This is a genomic window from Butyricicoccus porcorum (assembly GCF_051246315.1).
GTDB classification, from domain to species: domain Bacteria; phylum Bacillota; class Clostridia; order Oscillospirales; family Butyricicoccaceae; genus Butyricicoccus_A; species Butyricicoccus_A porcorum.
On record NZ_CP178353.1, the window covers coordinates 252,440 to 270,142 of the forward strand.

General features: G+C 49.6%; 15 protein-coding genes and 1 pseudogene. 4 read left to right on the forward strand and 12 right to left on the reverse strand.

Annotated elements, in window-relative coordinates; all coding sequences use genetic code 11:
• Positions 1-51: 51 nt before the first annotated feature.
• Positions 52-810, reverse strand: a complete 759-nt coding sequence (gene udp / locus ACLM7Z_RS01155) for a uridine phosphorylase (protein WP_435645476.1) — start codon at positions 808-810, stop codon at positions 52-54.
• Between the two features lie 4 nt (positions 811-814).
• Positions 815-1,015 (reverse strand): DUF951 domain-containing protein, encoded by a 201-nt coding sequence (locus tag ACLM7Z_RS01160; RefSeq protein WP_087021123.1) that lies wholly within the window; start codon positions 1,013-1,015, stop codon positions 815-817.
• Positions 1,016-1,195: 180 nt separating this feature from the next.
• On the opposite strand from ACLM7Z_RS01160, the gene ACLM7Z_RS01165 reads away from it, so the two are divergent.
• On the forward strand, positions 1,196-2,110 hold the full coding sequence (locus tag ACLM7Z_RS01165) for a S1 RNA-binding domain-containing protein (protein ID WP_273350229.1): 915 nt from the start codon (positions 1,196-1,198) through the stop codon (positions 2,108-2,110).
• A gap of 142 nt (positions 2,111-2,252) precedes the next feature.
• On the opposite strand, the gene ACLM7Z_RS01170 is transcribed toward ACLM7Z_RS01165, so the two are convergent.
• Positions 2,253-3,758 (reverse strand): hypothetical protein, encoded by a 1,506-nt coding sequence (locus ACLM7Z_RS01170; RefSeq protein WP_435645477.1) that lies wholly within the window; start codon positions 3,756-3,758, stop codon positions 2,253-2,255.
• A 204-nt stretch (positions 3,759-3,962) separates the two neighbouring features.
• Between ACLM7Z_RS01170 and ACLM7Z_RS01175 the strand changes: the two genes are divergently transcribed.
• Positions 3,963-4,841, forward strand: a complete 879-nt coding sequence (locus tag ACLM7Z_RS01175; protein WP_087021131.1) for a DMT family transporter — start codon at positions 3,963-3,965, stop codon at positions 4,839-4,841.
• A gap of 375 nt (positions 4,842-5,216) precedes the next feature.
• Here the strand turns inward: ACLM7Z_RS01175 and ACLM7Z_RS01180 are convergent, their stop codons facing one another.
• The 8 genes and pseudogenes from ACLM7Z_RS01180 to rplM form a co-directional block, all read right to left on the reverse strand.
• Complete coding sequence (locus tag ACLM7Z_RS01180) at positions 5,217-7,391, reverse strand: cytosine permease (RefSeq protein WP_435645478.1); 2,175 nt, start codon at positions 7,389-7,391, stop codon at positions 5,217-5,219.
• A 106-nt stretch (positions 7,392-7,497) separates the two neighbouring features.
• Positions 7,498-8,903: pseudogene (locus ACLM7Z_RS01185) on the reverse strand (IS1182 family transposase).
• Positions 8,904-9,084: 181 nt separating this feature from the next.
• Positions 9,085-9,423 carry a P-II family nitrogen regulator gene (locus ACLM7Z_RS01190; RefSeq protein WP_087021137.1) on the reverse strand — a complete coding sequence of 113 codons (339 nt, stop codon included), beginning with the start codon at positions 9,421-9,423 and terminating at the stop codon, positions 9,085-9,087.
• A 47-nt stretch (positions 9,424-9,470) separates the two neighbouring features.
• Positions 9,471-11,246: a hydantoinase B/oxoprolinase family protein gene (locus ACLM7Z_RS01195; protein WP_087021140.1), complete on the reverse strand. Its 1,776-nt coding sequence runs from the start codon at positions 11,244-11,246 to the stop codon at positions 9,471-9,473.
• A gap of 23 nt (positions 11,247-11,269) precedes the next feature.
• Complete coding sequence (locus ACLM7Z_RS01200) at positions 11,270-13,357, reverse strand: hydantoinase/oxoprolinase family protein (RefSeq protein ID WP_087021143.1); 2,088 nt, start codon at positions 13,355-13,357, stop codon at positions 11,270-11,272.
• A 132-nt stretch (positions 13,358-13,489) separates the two neighbouring features.
• Complete coding sequence (locus tag ACLM7Z_RS01205) at positions 13,490-14,227, reverse strand: isochorismatase family protein (RefSeq protein WP_087021146.1); 738 nt, start codon at positions 14,225-14,227, stop codon at positions 13,490-13,492.
• Between the two features lie 552 nt (positions 14,228-14,779).
• Positions 14,780-15,187, reverse strand: a complete 408-nt coding sequence (rpsI, locus tag ACLM7Z_RS01210) for a 30S ribosomal protein S9 (RefSeq protein ID WP_087021148.1) — start codon at positions 15,185-15,187, stop codon at positions 14,780-14,782.
• 25 nt (positions 15,188-15,212) lie between these two features.
• Entirely contained in the window at positions 15,213-15,644 is a 432-nt protein-coding gene (gene rplM / locus ACLM7Z_RS01215; RefSeq protein ID WP_087021151.1) for a 50S ribosomal protein L13, read from the reverse strand.
• Positions 15,645-15,946: 302 nt separating this feature from the next.
• On the opposite strand from rplM, the gene ACLM7Z_RS01220 reads away from it, so the two are divergent.
• Entirely contained in the window at positions 15,947-16,669 is a 723-nt protein-coding gene (locus ACLM7Z_RS01220; protein WP_087021156.1) for a tRNA 2-thiocytidine biosynthesis TtcA family protein, read from the forward strand.
• A 41-nt stretch (positions 16,670-16,710) separates the two neighbouring features.
• On the opposite strand, the gene ACLM7Z_RS01225 is transcribed toward ACLM7Z_RS01220, so the two are convergent.
• Positions 16,711-16,932, reverse strand: coding sequence for a helix-turn-helix domain-containing protein (locus ACLM7Z_RS01225; protein WP_087021161.1), 222 nt, complete (start codon positions 16,930-16,932; stop codon positions 16,711-16,713).
• Positions 16,933-17,113: 181 nt separating this feature from the next.
• Between ACLM7Z_RS01225 and ACLM7Z_RS01230 the strand changes: the two genes are divergently transcribed.
• The gene (locus tag ACLM7Z_RS01230; RefSeq protein ID WP_435645479.1) at positions 17,114-17,650 is read left to right on the forward strand and encodes a hypothetical protein; all 537 of its coding nucleotides are present in this window, start codon (positions 17,114-17,116) and stop codon (positions 17,648-17,650) included.
• Positions 17,651-17,703: the final 53 nt, after the last annotated feature.

A 17,703-nucleotide genomic window follows, 5' to 3' on the forward strand; every position in this document is an offset into this window, starting at 1 on the left:
GCCCCAATCAATGCCGGGGCTGCGCTGTTATCTTGTCTGCCGTTGTACGGATCATGATCTGTTATCCTCCCGGATCAGTCTGCGGATGGCTTCGACAGCCGCACGAATGCCGCGCTGTGCGGCACCCTCCGGCACGGCAGGAGCTTCGCTCTCATCGTTCCACAGCACATTGAGCACCGTGCCGCAGCGCACATGCAGGCAGGCACCTGCGACGAACAGTGCCGCAGATTCCATCTCACTGGCCAGTACACCCGCCGCTGTCCATGCGTTCCACTTCTCCTGCAACTGTGCCGCAATCGGCATGCACTGTGGCCGGATCTCGCCATAAAAGCTGTCCTTGGACTGGATAACGCCGACATGCGTGCGGAAGCCCAGCGCCTCGCAGGCATCTGCCAGTGCGCGCACAATCGGATAACTCGCCGCTGCGGGATATTCCAGCGGGAGATATTCACGCGAAGTGCCCTCCTGCCGCACAGCCGCAGTCGCTACTACCACATCACCGCCGCGCACGGACGCATCCACACCGCCGCAGGTGCCGACACGGATAAAGGTATCCGCGCCGCATTCCACCAGTTCCTCCAGTGCAATCGCCGCAGACGGCCCGCCGATTCCGGTGGAACAGACAGACACCTTTTCCCCGTCCAGAAAGCCTGTCCAGACGTTAAATTCCCGATTAGAGGAAACTGCATGGGCGTCATCGAAAAACGCCGCTATAGCTGCACAGCGCCCGGGGTCACCGGGCAGAATGACATATCGTCCGATCTCTTTTGCCGTACACCGCAAATGCATCTGTTTTCCATCGATCAGCATGGTATTATTCCTTCCCTTCCGTGCCGTCCGTATGCACAACCCCGCGGATATTTTTTTCCGCCTTGCTGCGAGGAATCATAATCGTATGCCCACAGCCAGTGCACCGGAGACGGAAGTCCATACCGACACGCAGCACCTCCCATTCCCGGCTCCCACACGGGTGCGCTTTTTTCATTGTCAGAATATCGCCCAATCGAATGTCCATTTTTTCCCTCCTTGCTTTTGTCCTTAGTGTAGCATACCTGTCTGCGAAAGACAAGCGAACGGTTTTCCTTCTCAACCCTCGTGCCTGTCCGGAAAAAACTAACACGCATGTCTGACCGGTTTCCGGCATATAGTCAAAGCAGAGCAAAAAGCCATGGACTTTTGAGAATGGAGGGAACCTATGCATCCAAGCTATGCACCGGAAAATCTGGAAACAACCATCCCAAAACGGGAGGAAGTATATGCCGCCGCACAGGACGGCAGTATTTTGCAGTCGGTTGCCGTGCGGTGTGACGCGGGGCATAATCTGATGATTCAGCTGGATGGCCTGACCGGCGTGATGCCACGTGAGGAATGTGCCCTCGGCATTGATACCGGGCAGACACGGGAAATCGCTATTCTGTCACGTGTCGGCAAACCGGTCTGCTTCCATGTCCAGCGCATTGAGGGCAATACGGCCTATCTGTCTCGCCGCACGGCACAACAGGAAGCACTGCACGCGCTTTTTACGGAACGACGTCCGGGAGATATCCTGCCGGTGCGTGTGACGCATTTGGAACCGTTTGGTGCGTTTGTCGATGTCGGCTGTGGTCTGATCTCTCTCATTGGAATTGAAAACCTGTCCGTCAGCCGCATTTTCCATCCGTCTGACCGTGTAAGTGTCGGACAGCTGCTGCGCGCCGTGATCTCCGGCATGGATGAAGAAACCGGACGCATTTCTCTGACACACCGTGAGCTGCTGGGCACCTGGGAACAGAATGCCGCACAATTTGCCGCCGGAGAAACCGTCTGCGGCATTGTGCGCAGTGTGGAAGACTACGGTGTGTTCATCGAGCTGACACCCAATTTATCCGGTCTGGCAGAACAGCGCTTTCCGGTATCCCCGGGAGAAACCGTATCCTGCTACATCAAATCCATCCTGCCGGAACGCATGAAGATCAAGCTGAATCTCATTGACCGCATCGGGCATATCCCAGCTGTCCCGCCTCCTTTATCGTATTATATTGACAGCGGACATCTCGCCTTCTGGCAGTATTCCCCGGAATGCTGCACGACACGTCTGATCCGCACACAATTTGATATCATCAATGAGTGACTGAGTATACAAGCAAAACCTCTGGATCCATTCGGAAACAGAGGTTTTGTTTTGGTGCAAACAGGCACTCGCGTCTGTCCTCACAGAAAAATCCTGTGCTTTATGCCAGACCATCTTTTTTATTCAGGCTGCTTTTCAAAAATCATCCGTTCACATCGGATTCCATTTCATCCGCCAGCTCGAGCATAAACTGGCGAACCGAATTTTTTTCCTTTCGTTCCGGCGGGACCTTTTTCACACAGCTCTCCAGCGCAATCGCGGCCGAATTGACAATGCCAATTTCATCGCTCAACCGGAAGCCCTCCTGATCCATCTGAACCATCCAGAGATTCCGCTTACACCAGCAGTTGACCGAAGGAAGCCGGATGTTATCTTTTTCAGATACAAAAACAATCTGCATATTGTCGTACTGCATCAGATCCTGCACAAAATCGCGGATTTCCTGCGCATATTGGCGCTTTGTAATGCGTATTTCCTTTCCGTTCAGAATGGTGAGGCTTCTGCTGATAAAGATGTCCTTTTTAATGCGCCGGAGCATTTCCTCGAGCTGAAAAATAAAGACAAACGGTTCCCGCTGTGTCTCTCCCTCCAGGAAATGGCAGGATGTCACCTCACGAAACCGATTGTTTACCATCAGCTGCTGCTGAATCTCTGCTTCACTGATCCCATTGTCTGTTAGAATTTCCCGCATCAGGGATTCTCTGGACGACATAAATGCCGGAGCGGGAAGATAGGTATAAAAAGCGCCCTTTCTTCTGAACTGATAAATATCATTTACGACACCTTCAAACTCTGACGGATGGAAGGTTGTAAACGCACAGCTGCACTGCCTAATCATACGGTCTGCGAGAACCTCGTGGCGGATGACAAGAGAGGTATCGGTAAATACCATCGTGGACGGGTCTTCTCCGCCCACGGACAAGCCCAGTAGAGAGACCGCATGATTTAAAATGAAGAAAGAAAAATTCATAATATGTTCATCGTAGTATTCGTAATAATACCACTCCACATTCCGATGAAAAATCAACGGGCTGCATGCACTGAACAGCTGCATAAAGCGATCGCGATAGGAGGAATAATCCAGGACAAATTTCGCATGAAAGCCTCTGCGCAACAGGGAAAAAATGCGTTCGGTAAACTGGTCGGAAAATGCTTCATCCTCCAGCAGCCAGATGTATTCTTCCGAGTCCAGAAAAATGATTTCACCCGGAACCGTCATATCCTCTGCATAATCAATCAGCTTTGTGATTGCCTGCCGCCGTCCTTCGTTTCCCTCAAAAATCAGTGCGGAAACAGCGTCTGTGCTGTCTGACAAAAGCTGGTGCTGTCTGGAGGCTTCATGCGAAGCGGTATTTGTCAGCGCCTGACGGAGCAGCGATTCCACATCCACGGTTTCCTGAACAGTCTCATGCGGATAGAGCTGAAGTAGGGCATTTTTCAGAAGCTGGTGATTCGATTTCCGGCTTTGAGACAGAATATACTCGACTACCGCATCAAAATAAACAGATTTCCCGGAAAACATCCGTTTTCCTGTTTTCCATTTGCTGACCAGGCTCGCGTCGACATGAATTGCCTGTGACATGGATACCGTTTGGATATCCAGATAATTCATCAGGAATCCCAGTGTTGAAAGTGCTGTATTCTTCATTTTATTCCTTTCCTGTTACGCAAAGAATCCTTATACCATGCACCTTCGGCATGCCATAGAAGCCGCGTCAAAAAACGTCATTGTATTTCAAATGACAATTTCGGCATCCATCTTGCAATCTCCGCATGCGGTATGGTATGTATTGATTATAATACAATTTGCTTTTAAAATAAACAATCTGTTTCAAATGAGAGAAAGGTCCTTATGAAAAACGCATGTTATATCATCCTCGCAGGAAGTCTGTGGGGCATCATTTCAATTTTTGTCAGTATTTTAAACGCTGCGGGCTTTCATTCGCTGCAATGTGTGGAAATCCGTTCCTTTTTTACCGCTTTACTGCTGTTTCTCTATCTGTTTCTGACCGACCGTCACAAGCTGAAAATCCGCATCAGGGATATTCCGTACTTTATTGGAACAGGAATTTTCAGCATTGTATTTTTTAACTATTGCTACTTTGAAGCCATCAATGTGACAGGCAGCGCTGCGGTGCCTGCTCTGCTGCTGTATACCGCTCCGATTTTTGTTATGGTTCTGTCGGCCATCTTTTTTCATGAGTCCGTCACAGTTCCGAAACTCATCGCACTGGCTATGACCTTTATCGGCCTTGGCTTCGTAACCGGCGCATTCAGTGGAGAAGAAACGCTCTCCGTAAAGGTACTGATTCTCGGCCTTGGCGCCGGCTTCGGCTATGCTCTGTACAGCATTTTCGGCAAATGCATTGTCGGCAAATATGATGCCTCCACCATTACATTTTATACCTTTGTCATCGCCGCAATCGGAACGCTTCCGATTTCCGGTATAACAGAAAATATTACCCAACTATTTCAAATCAGCAGCCTGCTGTCCGCACTGGGTCTCGCCCTGTTCAGCACGGTTCTTCCGTTCCTGTTTTATACAAAGGGGCTGAGCGGAATTGATGCCGGGAAGGCATCCATCCTTGCGACGGTAGAGCCGTTTGTAGCCGCAATTGTGGGCGCCCTGTTCTTCCATGAACAGTTTACCACATCCAAGGTCATCGGAATGCTGCTCATCGTCTTCGCAATTGTCTATCTCAACATCGGCGGACAGAAAGTAAAACAATAAGGGGTCACTTCCCACATCTGCATAAGCAAGCAGCGGAATCCTCCGCTACTTTTTGCTGTCCGGCAGGAAAATGCTCTATGGAACGCGCCCCGCTCTCCAACGTGCTTGCTCCGACTGTGAGAACGGTCTCTCATCGCCGGGAAAAAATCCACCTTTTTTCTCCCCCCTTACGACCATGTGAACGGTCTCCACAGGAAATGAGCGGGTACATGCCCTGGCATCCTCTGCTGTTATATGCGTGATCCATTCATTTGGGAAATTTCACAAGCGCCTCCTCTGCGGGAAGAACGCACCCCCCGCAGACATCGAAAATCTGGGCGCGCTACGGAATCTGTATTCTGTAACGCGCCCAGCATGTGCGATATATTTTTTATGCTATGCAATATTCTGCTTTGCAGCTGTCTTCGGCTTATTCACAATAAATGCCGCAATATGCTCCGCCAGCTCATCCATGCTCATATCACCGCTTGTATTGACGCACAGGTTATAATACTGCGGATTGCCCCATTCATATGTCGTATAGTAATTGAAATATGCCTGGCGTTTCTTTTCGGTTTTGAATACATATGCCTTGGCCTTTTCATAATCGACATGGTCACGTTCTGCAATATGCCGGATTCTGTCCTCCAGTTCTGCAACGACAAATACATCGATGGTTGGAATCTTTGCGTTGTCCAACACATAATTGGAGCAGCGTCCGACGATGATGCAGGAGGATTTCTTTGCGAGATCCAGAATAATCTGCGACTGGATCGCAAACATTTTATCGCTTGTTGCGGACTCATATTCCCTCGCCGCATACATGCCGCCGGCGGTCAGCGCATGAACCAGCTCGTTGCGCGGAACTTCATCCATCTTCTTGATATCTTCTTCATCCATATCAAGCTCTCTGGAAGCCAGCTTAATCATATCCTCATCATAAATTGGCAGATCCAGCTTCTTTGCCAGAATACCAGCCAGTTCCTTGCCGCGGCTGCCATACTGTCTGCCAAAGGTAATGATGAGCTTGTGGCCGGTTTCCGCTTCATATTCTTTGCCGCCGGTATACCTGCTGACATCGATATCGGATACAAGAGAGCCTGTTTCGTCTGCGACACCGGCGACACTCTCATAGCCCGGAATAACCCAATCATTTCCAACGGAGATGCCGAGATATTCATCGGAATAGCCCGATTCAACCTCTGCCTGCGGGAACTTTTTGAGATACCATGTCTTCATCAGAACCAGATAGACGACAAATCCGGTCGGCAGTCCAAACAGATAGCCATAGTCCGAGCCGACATTTGCTGCAACTGTGCCGAGAATCCAGGCAACGATACCGCAGACGTTAAATCCGCCATGATACCGGTACTGACCGTCCCGCTTATACAGATCCTGTACATTCAGCCTGCGCTTCCGAATAATATAATAGTCGCAGATCATAATGCCTGCCAGTGCGGACAGGAATGATCCAAAATAGCCGAGATAGGTATACAGCTGATCGAGAATCTTCCACGGCATGACGCATACACCGATCAGTCCCGCAATCAAAACAGCAATTTTATACGGAAGATTCCATTTTGCGAAAGCATTGGTAAAGCACATCGCCGGTGGAACCAGATTGGCGGCAGTATTGGTCGACCACTGTGCCAGAATAACCATAACCAGCAGGACAAGAAGTGTGACACCCTTCGCCTGCGCCTGAATGACCTCTACCGGGTTCCAGTTTCCGGTCGTCAGATACGAAATTGCGCCGATCACTGCGATGAAGGTTTCAATAATCGGCAGCGTTGCAAACTGAGGAATCCAGTTGTTGCGATTCCGCTTAAACCAGTTCTTTTCATTGACAGGCGCTTTCAGGCTGCGGGTCATGTTGGGAATATCCGCCGCGAGCGCTGCCCACATGCCGGTATTTGCACACATGGTAATCAACCAGCAGTTTGCCGTGGGCTGTGACGGGACATATCCCAGAATAGATATATTGTTGATCGCCGCAATGTTATTGACCTTATAGAACATCCAGCAGGTAATCAGGATAATGCACGGCGCAGCAAACGAAGCGAACTTATCGATTGCCTTGATGCCCAGCATGGTATTGACAATCTGCACTGCTGCGAAAATCAGGAACCACATAAACCAGTTGTCAATGCCGAACAGGGCAATGGTGAAGTAGTTGATGGCAGTAGAGCCGATATAGGTATTGATGCCGAACCAGCACGATGCGACAATGCCGCGCGCTACAGCCGGAAAATGCACGCCGACAATGCCAAACGGCGCGCGCAGATAAGTTGCAAAGGACAGGCCGTGCTCCACGCCGATGTCACCGGTCAGGCTGCCGACGATGGCAATGATGATATTGGCAACGAGCGTTGCACTGGCAACACCAAAAATGCTCATGCCTTCGATGCCGCTGGCACCGAAGCTGAATACAGAAATGACAATTGCCATGCCGATCCAGATATTTGCAAATCCAAGACCGCCCAGAGAACGCCGCTTTGAAGTAATCGGCAGTATATCCTCTGAAATCAGCGTATTGCTGTTGCGGGATCTGCCGTCTAAATTATCTTTCACAGAGATCACATCCTTTTTTCATTCATACAGCAAAAGAAAAGAGAACGGCGGGGCATTCATAAAGAATGCCTCGCCGTTGGAGCCTGTCGAAGAACCCGGCTGCGCATTAAGCGAGAGCCAGATTTTGGCACATATAGGGAAAAAGCCGGAAAACTGGAATAGGGAAATGGATCTTCCACTTCCACATAGCCAGCTTTTTCAGATTCATGGCAGCAAATTTAAGCTTCACCCAGTTGGTAACTTGAGCCAAGCCTCGATATTGTGTATAGCGCATACCATGCTTTTCTTTGGCATCTGCAAATACACGTTCAATCTTTTGTTGTCGGAGTTTATATAAGTCACGATATTCAGTCATATGACGTGCGTCTTCTGCCAACTCTACATAATCAGCCCATACGTGTCTGGTGACAGTCTTTTCAAACTTTGCACTCGATGTACACAGCTCTCTGGTCGGACAATGTTCGCAGACGTATGACCTGCTCTTATATTCACGATATCCATCTTTGTTCGTTGTTGCATAATGAAGTGTTTTATACTCCGGACAGATTACACAATCATAATACTCATCATAAACATATTTCCACCATTCATGACCGCCTTTCTTTGTCATTGGACGTTTATATGCTGTAGATAATACTCTTCCACTCTCAAAAATACGTTTACAAATCGAAGGAGTTTTGTAGGCGCTGTCTGCTACTATCGTTTTATGTTCTGGGTAATGTTCGCAAAGCTGGTCATATAACGGGTCAAATGCTACACTGTCATGTACATTTCCTGCTGTTACTTCTACGTCGAGAATAAAATTATGCTTGTCACAGGCTGTATGCGCTTCGTAGGCAAAACACTTCTTGTGTTCACCTTTATGGAATACGCCGGCATCCGGATCCGTTGTCGAAACTGTTATTTCTTTCTCCTTTGGCGGTGTTGAATCGTCATCATCGTTGAATGGCTTTTTGTCGTGTTCTTCGCGATCTCTGTTAATTTCTTCCGCAGCTCCTTTGCATATCGTTTTGCTTCAACTGGAACAGCTTTTCGTGCTTTTTTCTTCATGTTTGCACTTGCTTTGATATGTGTCCCATCGATAAAAATTGCACTCGTATCCAGAAATCCTTCCTTTGCTGCTGTGTTCAATATCCACCGAAATATATATTCTACAGTTGCTGTTGTAAAACGATGCTTAAAATTATAGCTTACTGTTGAAAAATGCGGCACCTGCTCATTCAATGGATAACCGATAAACCACCTGTATGCAACATTCATATTCACTTCTTCCAGCGTCCGCCGGAGCGATGGTATCCCATATATGTGCTGTATCATTACAATCTTAAACAATACTACCGGATCGATACTTGGCCTGCCGTTGTCCTTGCAGTACAAATCATCTACAAATTCATAAATTTGTTTGAAATCTACTGCTGCATCTATTTTCCTCAGTAGATGATCCTCGGGCACTAACATATCCAGACTTACAATCTCTACTGCCTCTCTGTTTTCCTTCCCTTTTACTATCATTTTATCACCTGTCTCTCTTATCTTTATTATAACAGAAAAAGCCGCCTTTCGGCGACTTTTTCGACAGGCTGGAACGGCGGGGCATTCATAAAGAATGCCTCGCCGTTGAGTATATGCAGTCGCCCAGCCTGCGAACCGATATCGTGTCCGCCCGGCCGCTGTACATGAACATTACATTATATCAGAGAGAGGATTCCCCTCTTTCTCCGGTTCGAACTCTTACAGCCTCCTCTAAGTTGTAAACAAAGATACGGCCGTCACCGATCTTGCCGCTGGAAATTCTGGTTACAACCAGATTGATGAGCGGTTCAACCAGTTCGTCTTTCACAACAACCTCAACCTTGGTCTTGGAAAAGAGCTGCTCATAGAACTGCTCCCCGTTGTAAATGTACTGTTCGCTGTGTTCCGAGCCATAGCCCTGAACACTGGAGAACATGGCGCCGGTGGCGCCAATTTCGCTCAGAATAGCCTTCATAATTCCGACCTTTTCCGGTCTCATAATGACTTCAATCTTCTTCATCCCTGTATTCTCCTTCCGGATTATGAAATACAGCGACCAGGCACAGATCAACCGGCACGAAGCTGAGCGGTTGCCTCCTTATCAACTGTCATTGTTTCCGGATCAATGACAACACCATAGGATTCCCGTGCGTCTTCGATGGTCGTGAAGTCATCCAGAACATCGCCGAGAACCTTCTGCGGATCGCGTTCAAACGGATTGCCGTAACCGCCGCCGCAGGGCGTGCGGATCTGCAAAACATCGCCCGCAGAGAACTCCTCATCCGACAACTTGGACTCCAGGCTGATCGGATGCTCGGAATACGGATTTTTGGTCATGCTGGCCGAGCTGCCGTCTGCGCCGCCGAAAATGCCCTTCGGTGCTTCCTTGTGGCGGTCGCCCTCACAGGTGACCGTACCTTCCTGAAGGAATCTGGTTTCGCGGATAATACCCAGTCCGCCTCTCCACTTGCCCGGTGCAACAATTTCCGGATTCAGTTCATATCGCTCTACGCGCAGCGGATAATGCCATTCAATCTCTTCAATCGGGACATTTCGGGTGTTCGCAACCAGTGCGTCACAGGAGTCAATGGCATCCTTGCCACAGCGTCCGCCATAAGAGCCTTCATCGACTTCCAGGTAAACCCAATACTCGCCCTTCTTCGCATTAAAGCCATTGTAGCTGACAAAGTGAATGTGGGCGCTGGTGCCGGCAGAAACACGGTCCGGCATGACATCTGCCAACGACCGCATGACGCAGTCTGCCAGCAGGTTCGCCTGATTGAATCGGGAGAACGAAGCACGCGGGAAATTCGGGTTAAAGATACAGCCCTTCGGCGCAATAATCGTAACGGGGCGCGCCATGCCGTCATTCTGCGGGATGTACTGATGATAAATATCATCATCCAGGAACAGCGCATGCATGATATAGTTGATCGACGTCTTTGTCGTGCCTTCAAAGGAAGCATTGAAAGCAGTATAAACTTCATCTGCGCTGCCGGTCAGATCGATGGTAATGGTATCGTCCTTGATGGTGGTCGTGGTGCAGACCTTGAGCATCTTATCCAGATTCTTGCCGTCGTTATCCAGCCAGCCCTCTGCATAATAGGTGCCGTCCGGAACCTTCCGGATTGCGCTTCGCAGCATGCGTTCGGAATAATCCATCCAGTCTTCAATTGCAGAGAACACAGTCTCCAGGCTGTACTTGTCGATCAGCTCCGTGAAGCGCTTGATGCCGTGGCGTGCCGAAGCGATCATCGCCTTCAGGTCATTTTCATTCATGGACGGCGTGCGGACATTGTCCAGAATCATGCGCCACAGCTGCTCATTGCGCTGACCCTTTTCATACAGCTTCAGTGCATAGTAAATTCTGGTCTCAGCGTATACATCACGCGCATCGACATCCATGCCTGCGGTATGGGAACCGTTATCCAGCAGATGAGCCTGTACACAGGAGAAGCTAATCAGCTTGCCATGATAGAAAATCGGCAGACAAATGTGGATGTCCGGCGAATGCGAGGTGCCGTAGTACGGATGGTTGTGGATGAAAATATCGCCCTCATGGATATCCTCCAGATTCCATCTGGTCAGAATGCCCTTGACATTGCCGCCAATGGAGCCGACATGCATCGGCGTGCTCTCACTTTCGCAGAGCTGACGTCCCATGGTATCGACGATGCCTGCGCCGATGTCCTCGGACTCACGAATGATGCTGGAATAAGACATTCTGTAAAGAACCATGCCCATTTCCTGAGCAATCATCTTAAACGATCCGCCGAGCACCTGAAGGGTGACCGGATCGACTTCCACTCTGGGGATATTTAAGCTCTCTATCATTTTACTCATGAATATCGTCCCTTTCCTTGCTCTTAGTCTTCCGAGCCCGCATCGTTGATATCGATGACAATGATGCCGTAATCATTGACATGACCGACACAATCCGGTTCAATGACAATGGTAGTATCCATCTGGTTGATGATTGCCGGGCCCTGAATGTCATCGCCCGCCTTGAACAGGCTTCTGTCATAGATCTTGGTCATCATATGCGCCGGCTTGCCATTTACCTTGAAGGTAACCTGTCGCTCGCCGATGACAGCATCCTCGACATGACCATTGCCCTTCCCAATCTTGATCGGTTCGAGATCCTCAATTTTACCGGTGCCGATGACACGAATGTTTACAATTTCAACTGCAACATCGCGGTAGGAACGGCCAAACTGTCTCTTATGTACGGTGTGGAAGGATTCCTTCATCTTTTCGATGGTCTCCATCGTAACCTTTCCGCCGATGACCGGGACACGCATCTCATAGCCCTGGCCTTCATAGCGGCAGTCGGCAACGCGCTGGATCACAATATCCTCTTCCGCCATATTGTCCTCAACCAGACGGTCATGCGCTTCCTTTTCCAGCATCGCATAGTCCTTGTCCAGGATATCCAGATTGACATTCGTGGACAGCTGCATTTCGGTCTTGGAGTAGTCATACATCAGGTCGGTGTTGACCAGGCCGACGGCGCACAGTGCGCCCGGATTCAGCGGGACAATGACGTTCTTCATGCCCAGCTCACGTGCGACGCTGCAAGCATGCAGGGAACCGGCGCCGCCGCAGGCAAACAACGCGAATTCACGCGGGTCAAAGCCTCGTCTGACGCTTTCCTTCTCGATTTCCTGAATCATGTTGTTGTTCATGATATCGATGATGCCGAGCGCTGCTTCATACAGATCCTTGCCCAGCGGTTTGCCGATGCGCTCCATAATTGCCTTTTCTGCAAGCTCCGGCTTGATATCCATACGGCCGCCGAGCAGCTTGGTGCCCAGTCTGCCAAGGATGATGTTTGCATCGGAAACTGCCGGTTCGATGCCGCCGCGGTCATAGCATGCCGGACCCGGGACAGCGCCTGCACTCTGCGGGCCGACGCGGAAGAAGCCGCCTTCATCGATATAGGCAATGGAACCGCCGCCTGCGCCGATCGTACCGACATCAATCATCGGAACCATGGCCGCATAGCCGCCAACCTTGGTGTCCAGCAGATGCTTCATGCTCGGGTTCAGATCAGCAAGGACGGAAATATCCGCCGAGGTACCGCCGATATCCAGCGTGATGACATTGTTGATCTTGGTCAGCTTGGTCGTCCAGATTGCACCCAAAACGCCGCCGACCGGGCCGGAAAGCAGCAGGTTAACCGGCTTTTCCTGCGCAGATTCAGCGGAAGCTACGCCGCCGAACGACTGCATCAGATGAACCTTCGCACGATATCCCTGTTCCTTCAGCGTCTGCTGCAACTGCTTGATATACTTTGCAGTGGTCGGTCCGATGTATGCATTCAGACCCGTGGTTGTAAAGCGTTCATATTCACGGAACTGCGGAAGAACCTCCGAGCTGAGGGAGATATATACCTCCGGATATTCCTCCTTGATGATTTCCTTGACGCGCTGCTCATGTGCCGGATTCAGGAAGGAAAACAGGAAGCATACCGCAATGGCCTCCACCTTGTCCGCCTTCATCTTGCGGACTGCCTGACGCACTTCTTCCTCATCCAGCGGGATCAGCTCTGCGCCGTCCGGAGCCACAACGCGTTCCGAAACGCCATAGCGGTCACGTCTCTGGCATACCGGATACTTCTGCCACGGAATATCCTCAACAATAGAGAAGTTGGTCGGGCGCTTGTGGCGCGCAATATGAATGATATCGCGATATCCCTTTGTGGTAATCATGCCGGCTCTGGCACCCTTATGCTCCAGAACCATATTGGTGGCAATGGTCGTGCCATGGAAAATTTCATCAATTTCCTCATGCTTGATGTTCAGCTTGTCACAAATGGCATTGATGCCTTCCATCATACCGATAGAAGGGTCATGCGGCGTAGTGGAGGTCTTATATACGTCAATTTTGCCGTTGTCGTCTACATAGATAAAATCCGTAAATGTACCGCCAACATCGACGCCCATTCGCTTCATGTCAGATCACTCCTTATATGAATATAAAAATGAAAAACGTACGGACACTGGCGCCTCAACTATGCCTGACACCTTTGTCCGTACGTTTATGTTTTTGATATATTGATTGGTTATGTAAACCCGTGCTCCGTCTTACTTATCGAACTTTCTCTCATGCTTGGTGTAAACAGAGGGATCAATGCCTTCGAGGTACTTGACAACCTCGTCGACCGGAACGACATCACAGAACTTTGCTTCCATATCGAACAGGTTCCACTCGACAACGCCCGGTACACGGTCACCGACGGTGCCTTCCGGAACGATAGTCTTGAAGCCGTAGCCGGTAGAATCCATAACTGTATGACGTACACATGCACATGCAGTTGCACCCATGACAATCAGGGTATCGACGCCAAGATAATTCAGCGTCTGTGCCAGATACGTGCCGAAGAAGTTAGATGCATACTTCTTGTGAATAACCGGCTCTTCCGGACGCGGCTTCAGCTTCGGGTCGATTTCCATCCAGTCGCTGTTGATATCCAGCGTGCTCAGCGGAATCTTTTCATCCCAGCGGCCCAGATCCATCTGCTGTTCACCGAGGAAACCGGTGGTTGTGTGGAAGATCGGCACACCGGATTTTCTTGCAGCTTCCAGTACCTTCAGCGCTTCTGCACAAACCTCTTCGGAATGATCGCAGGTGAACGGATGGCCTTCACTCATCCAAGCCTTTGCCATATCAACGGTTGTGATTGCCGGCGCCTTGCCGAAGCCCATCTTTCTCATGAAGCCGCGCTCCTTATAAATCGCTCTTGCTTCTGCAAAAGCCTTCTTCAGGAGTTCTTCATCGAATTCATAATGGTCAACAAACTTGAAGTCTTTATTCTCTGCCATGGAAATCTTCCTTTCTTATTTGACGGAATTAGTTATCAATCTTTCATTTCCCGGGTTGTCCAGCGTCCGAAGCCTTTTTTCTTTCCAAAAGCATCTTCTGTACTTGACGATCTGATAATATCATCACAAGCCGTATTTTTCAACAGTTTTCGCACTTTTGTCCATCGTAATACACTGACAGAAATTTGACACGTCTGGACTGCCATCGATATAAAATGAATTTATATCTCTTATATTATTCATATTTCAGACATGTTCCACAAATTGCCGCAAACGTGATAGGCGGTTTCATGTGATTTTGCTGAATACTGGGCAGCTATGCCATCCATACAATCTGAGAATAAAAAACAAGGGATGCTTCCGTTTTTACCGGAAACATCCCTTGCAATATTTTAAATTTGTCCGAAAGCTTTGCTGCTTCTCTGTCACATGCTTGTCGCCTGTCGCAAATGCAGTTCCAAAGCTCTCAACATTTTAGGACGCCAAAGATCGCATAAAAACTGCATTTTGACGTTCTGAGACGCACAAAATTGTGCTGAAAGAATCGGCAGATTATCTCTTGGAGAACTGCGGTGCGCGACGGGCAGCCTTCAGGCCGTATTTCTTTCTTTCCTTCATTCTCGGGTCACGGGTCAGGAAGCCAGCAGCCTTCAGAACCGGACGATACTCCTCAGCGTTAGCCTGGAGCAGTGCACGGGAAATGCCGTGACGGATTGCACCAGCCTGGCCGGTGAAGCCGCCGCCGGTTACGGTGCAGACGATATCGAACTTATCGCCGGTCTTGGTAGCCTCCAGCGGCTGACGAACGATCAGCTTCAGGGTATCGAGACCGAAGTAGTTGTCGAGGGTACGGTTGTTGATGGTGATCTCACCGGTGCCGCCCGGGAAAAGACGAACTCTTGCAACAGAGGACTTTCTTCTGCCGGTGCCGTAGAAATATGCTTTCTTAGGGGTATACATGACTCAAATTTCCTCCTTGTAAGAATTACTTGTCAGCCCAAACGATCGGCTGCTGTGCTGCGTTGTTGTGCTCGCTGCCTGCATAAACCTTCAGGCGGGTAGCAGCCTTACGGCCAATGGAATTCTTCGGGAGCATACCCTTGACAGCCAGCTCCACAGCCAGCTCCGGACGCTCAGCCATGAGGGTCTTGTACTGGGTCTCCTTCAGGCCGCCAATCCAGCCGGAATGTCTGCGATAGTACTTCTGCTCCAGCTTGTTGCCAGTCAGGACAGCCTTGGAAGCGTTGATGACGATAACGAAATCGCCGGTATCTACGTTAGGGGTGAACTCTACCTTATGCTTGCCGCGAAGGAGAGCTGCTACGGTTGCTGCGGTACGGCCGAGCGGCTTGTCTGCTGCGTCGACGATATACCACTTGCGGTCGATATTTTCAGCCTTAGCCATGAAAGTGGACATGATCTAACCTCCGATTATAATTTTTATCTGAATGTTTCATTCACGAAGTCAATTTCCCGTCTGTGCAACTTTTTTCTGCACTTTGCGGGTGCTTTAATGTTATACCATATCTTTTTTGCAAAGTCAACACGTTTTTTGCTGATTTTAATTTTCCCCGGAATAAACTCTTGTTTTCTCTTGTATTCTCTTGTATTCTCTCGTATTCTCAAAACCTAAATTAAAATTTTTCTCTGTACAATATTCCTACCTCTGCGGTATAATAAGCTGAATCAGAACTGACACAATTGATCTGGAGGCTCATCATGCAGAAAATGCTGTCTTATGTCCGCCGTGCGGTGGATCAGTATCATATGATAAACGAAGGCGATACGATTGCGGTCGGTGTATCCGGCGGCAAGGATTCGCTTGCCCTGCTCGCAGTGCTTGCCAACCTGCGCCGGTTTTATCCAAATCATTTTACGCTCAAGGCCATTACACTGGACATGGGCTATGAAGAGATGGATTTTTCCCCGATTGCGCGCCTGTGCGAACAGCTGGAGGTAGAATACATCATCCGTCCGACGGACATCAAAACCATTGTCTTTGATATCCGCAAGGAAGAAAATCCATGTTCGCTGTGTGCAAAAATGCGGCGCGGCGCGCTCAACGACACCGCCAAACAGAACGGCTGCAACAAGGTCGCGCTGGGACACCATTATGATGATGTCATTGAAACGCTGATGATGTCACTGCTGTATGAGGGACGCATCAACTGTTTCCTGCCGCAGACCTATCTCGACCGCAAGGATATCACCGTCATTCGTCCAATGATCTATGCGCCGGAATCATACATCAAATCTCTGGTACGCCGTCTGGAGCTGCCGGTGGTACACAATCCGTGCCCGGCGGACGGCAACACCAAGCGCGAGGAAATCAAGCAGCTGCTCCGTTCCCTGGAGCGCGAAAACCACGGTGTGCGCCAGCGCATTTTTGGTGCAATCCAGCGCTATCCGCTGCGCGGCTGGGAGCTGGACGGCGAGAAATAATCTTTTCAGACATGCAAAAAGGGCTGCCGTTGGCAGTCCTTTTAATCGTTTTCAGTATCTTCTTCGTCCGGAATATATTCCGCAACATCCTCCAGACGGCAATTAAGAATTTTACACAGCTTATTGAGTGTATGAGTAGATACCGGCATATCTGCCTGCAATCGCTGCACTGTTGCATGGCTCATCCCATATTTGACGCGCAGCGTGTATGTAGTCGCTTTCTGTTCAGCCATCGTTTTCCACAACGGACGGTATCGAATCATGACCGTGCAGCCCTTCCTTCCCATACGGTATTCAAAAGGATGCCATTTATTGCCACATATCAAGTATCTCGACAATATTTGTCCGGCTTCCCTTTACACTGATTATTATGGCTGTTATAATAGTCATATAATATGGCCATTATTTAGCCATATCGTTTGTTGTATAAAAAGGAATGATACTATGACACAGAAAAACGAGTCGCCTATGTGGTCAGAGCAATCTCTTACCAATGACCTCCTGCGAGCCATCCTCGCCGACTGCACGGACTGCGAAGCCGAGTACCAGATTGCCACAGCTGCTTTGTCTGCCGTTCTGACCCGGCAGCAACGGAAGATGCTTGCAGAAGCGGAACAGCTATGCCTGGAAAACCTGCGCTATGCATTGCGCTTTGGCTTTGTCCGCGGCGTCCTCGTCGGAATGACCCAAACGCCGGAAGAACAAGCATCAGACTATTTTTTCGAGAATGCCGCTGTCATTCCGTTCTGTTCCGATCCAAAGACAGACGCGCACAACGCCTATTACCAGCGCATGCAAACAGCACAAACGCATTTTCAGGCTCTGCAAAACCAGTTGGGAACCGTCTTCCAGCTCACCCTTGATGCAATCCCCTGCACATGGGATTTCCGGCTGCAACATGTCCTTGAAAGAATCTTTGCGCTCGGCCTGCACACCGCCCACTCGATCCCCACTCGCCCTAAATTGCCGCAAAAAAAATGACGCTCCCGCCCGGCTCTCGCCGTTTGGGAACGTCATTTGTATTTTTATCTGAA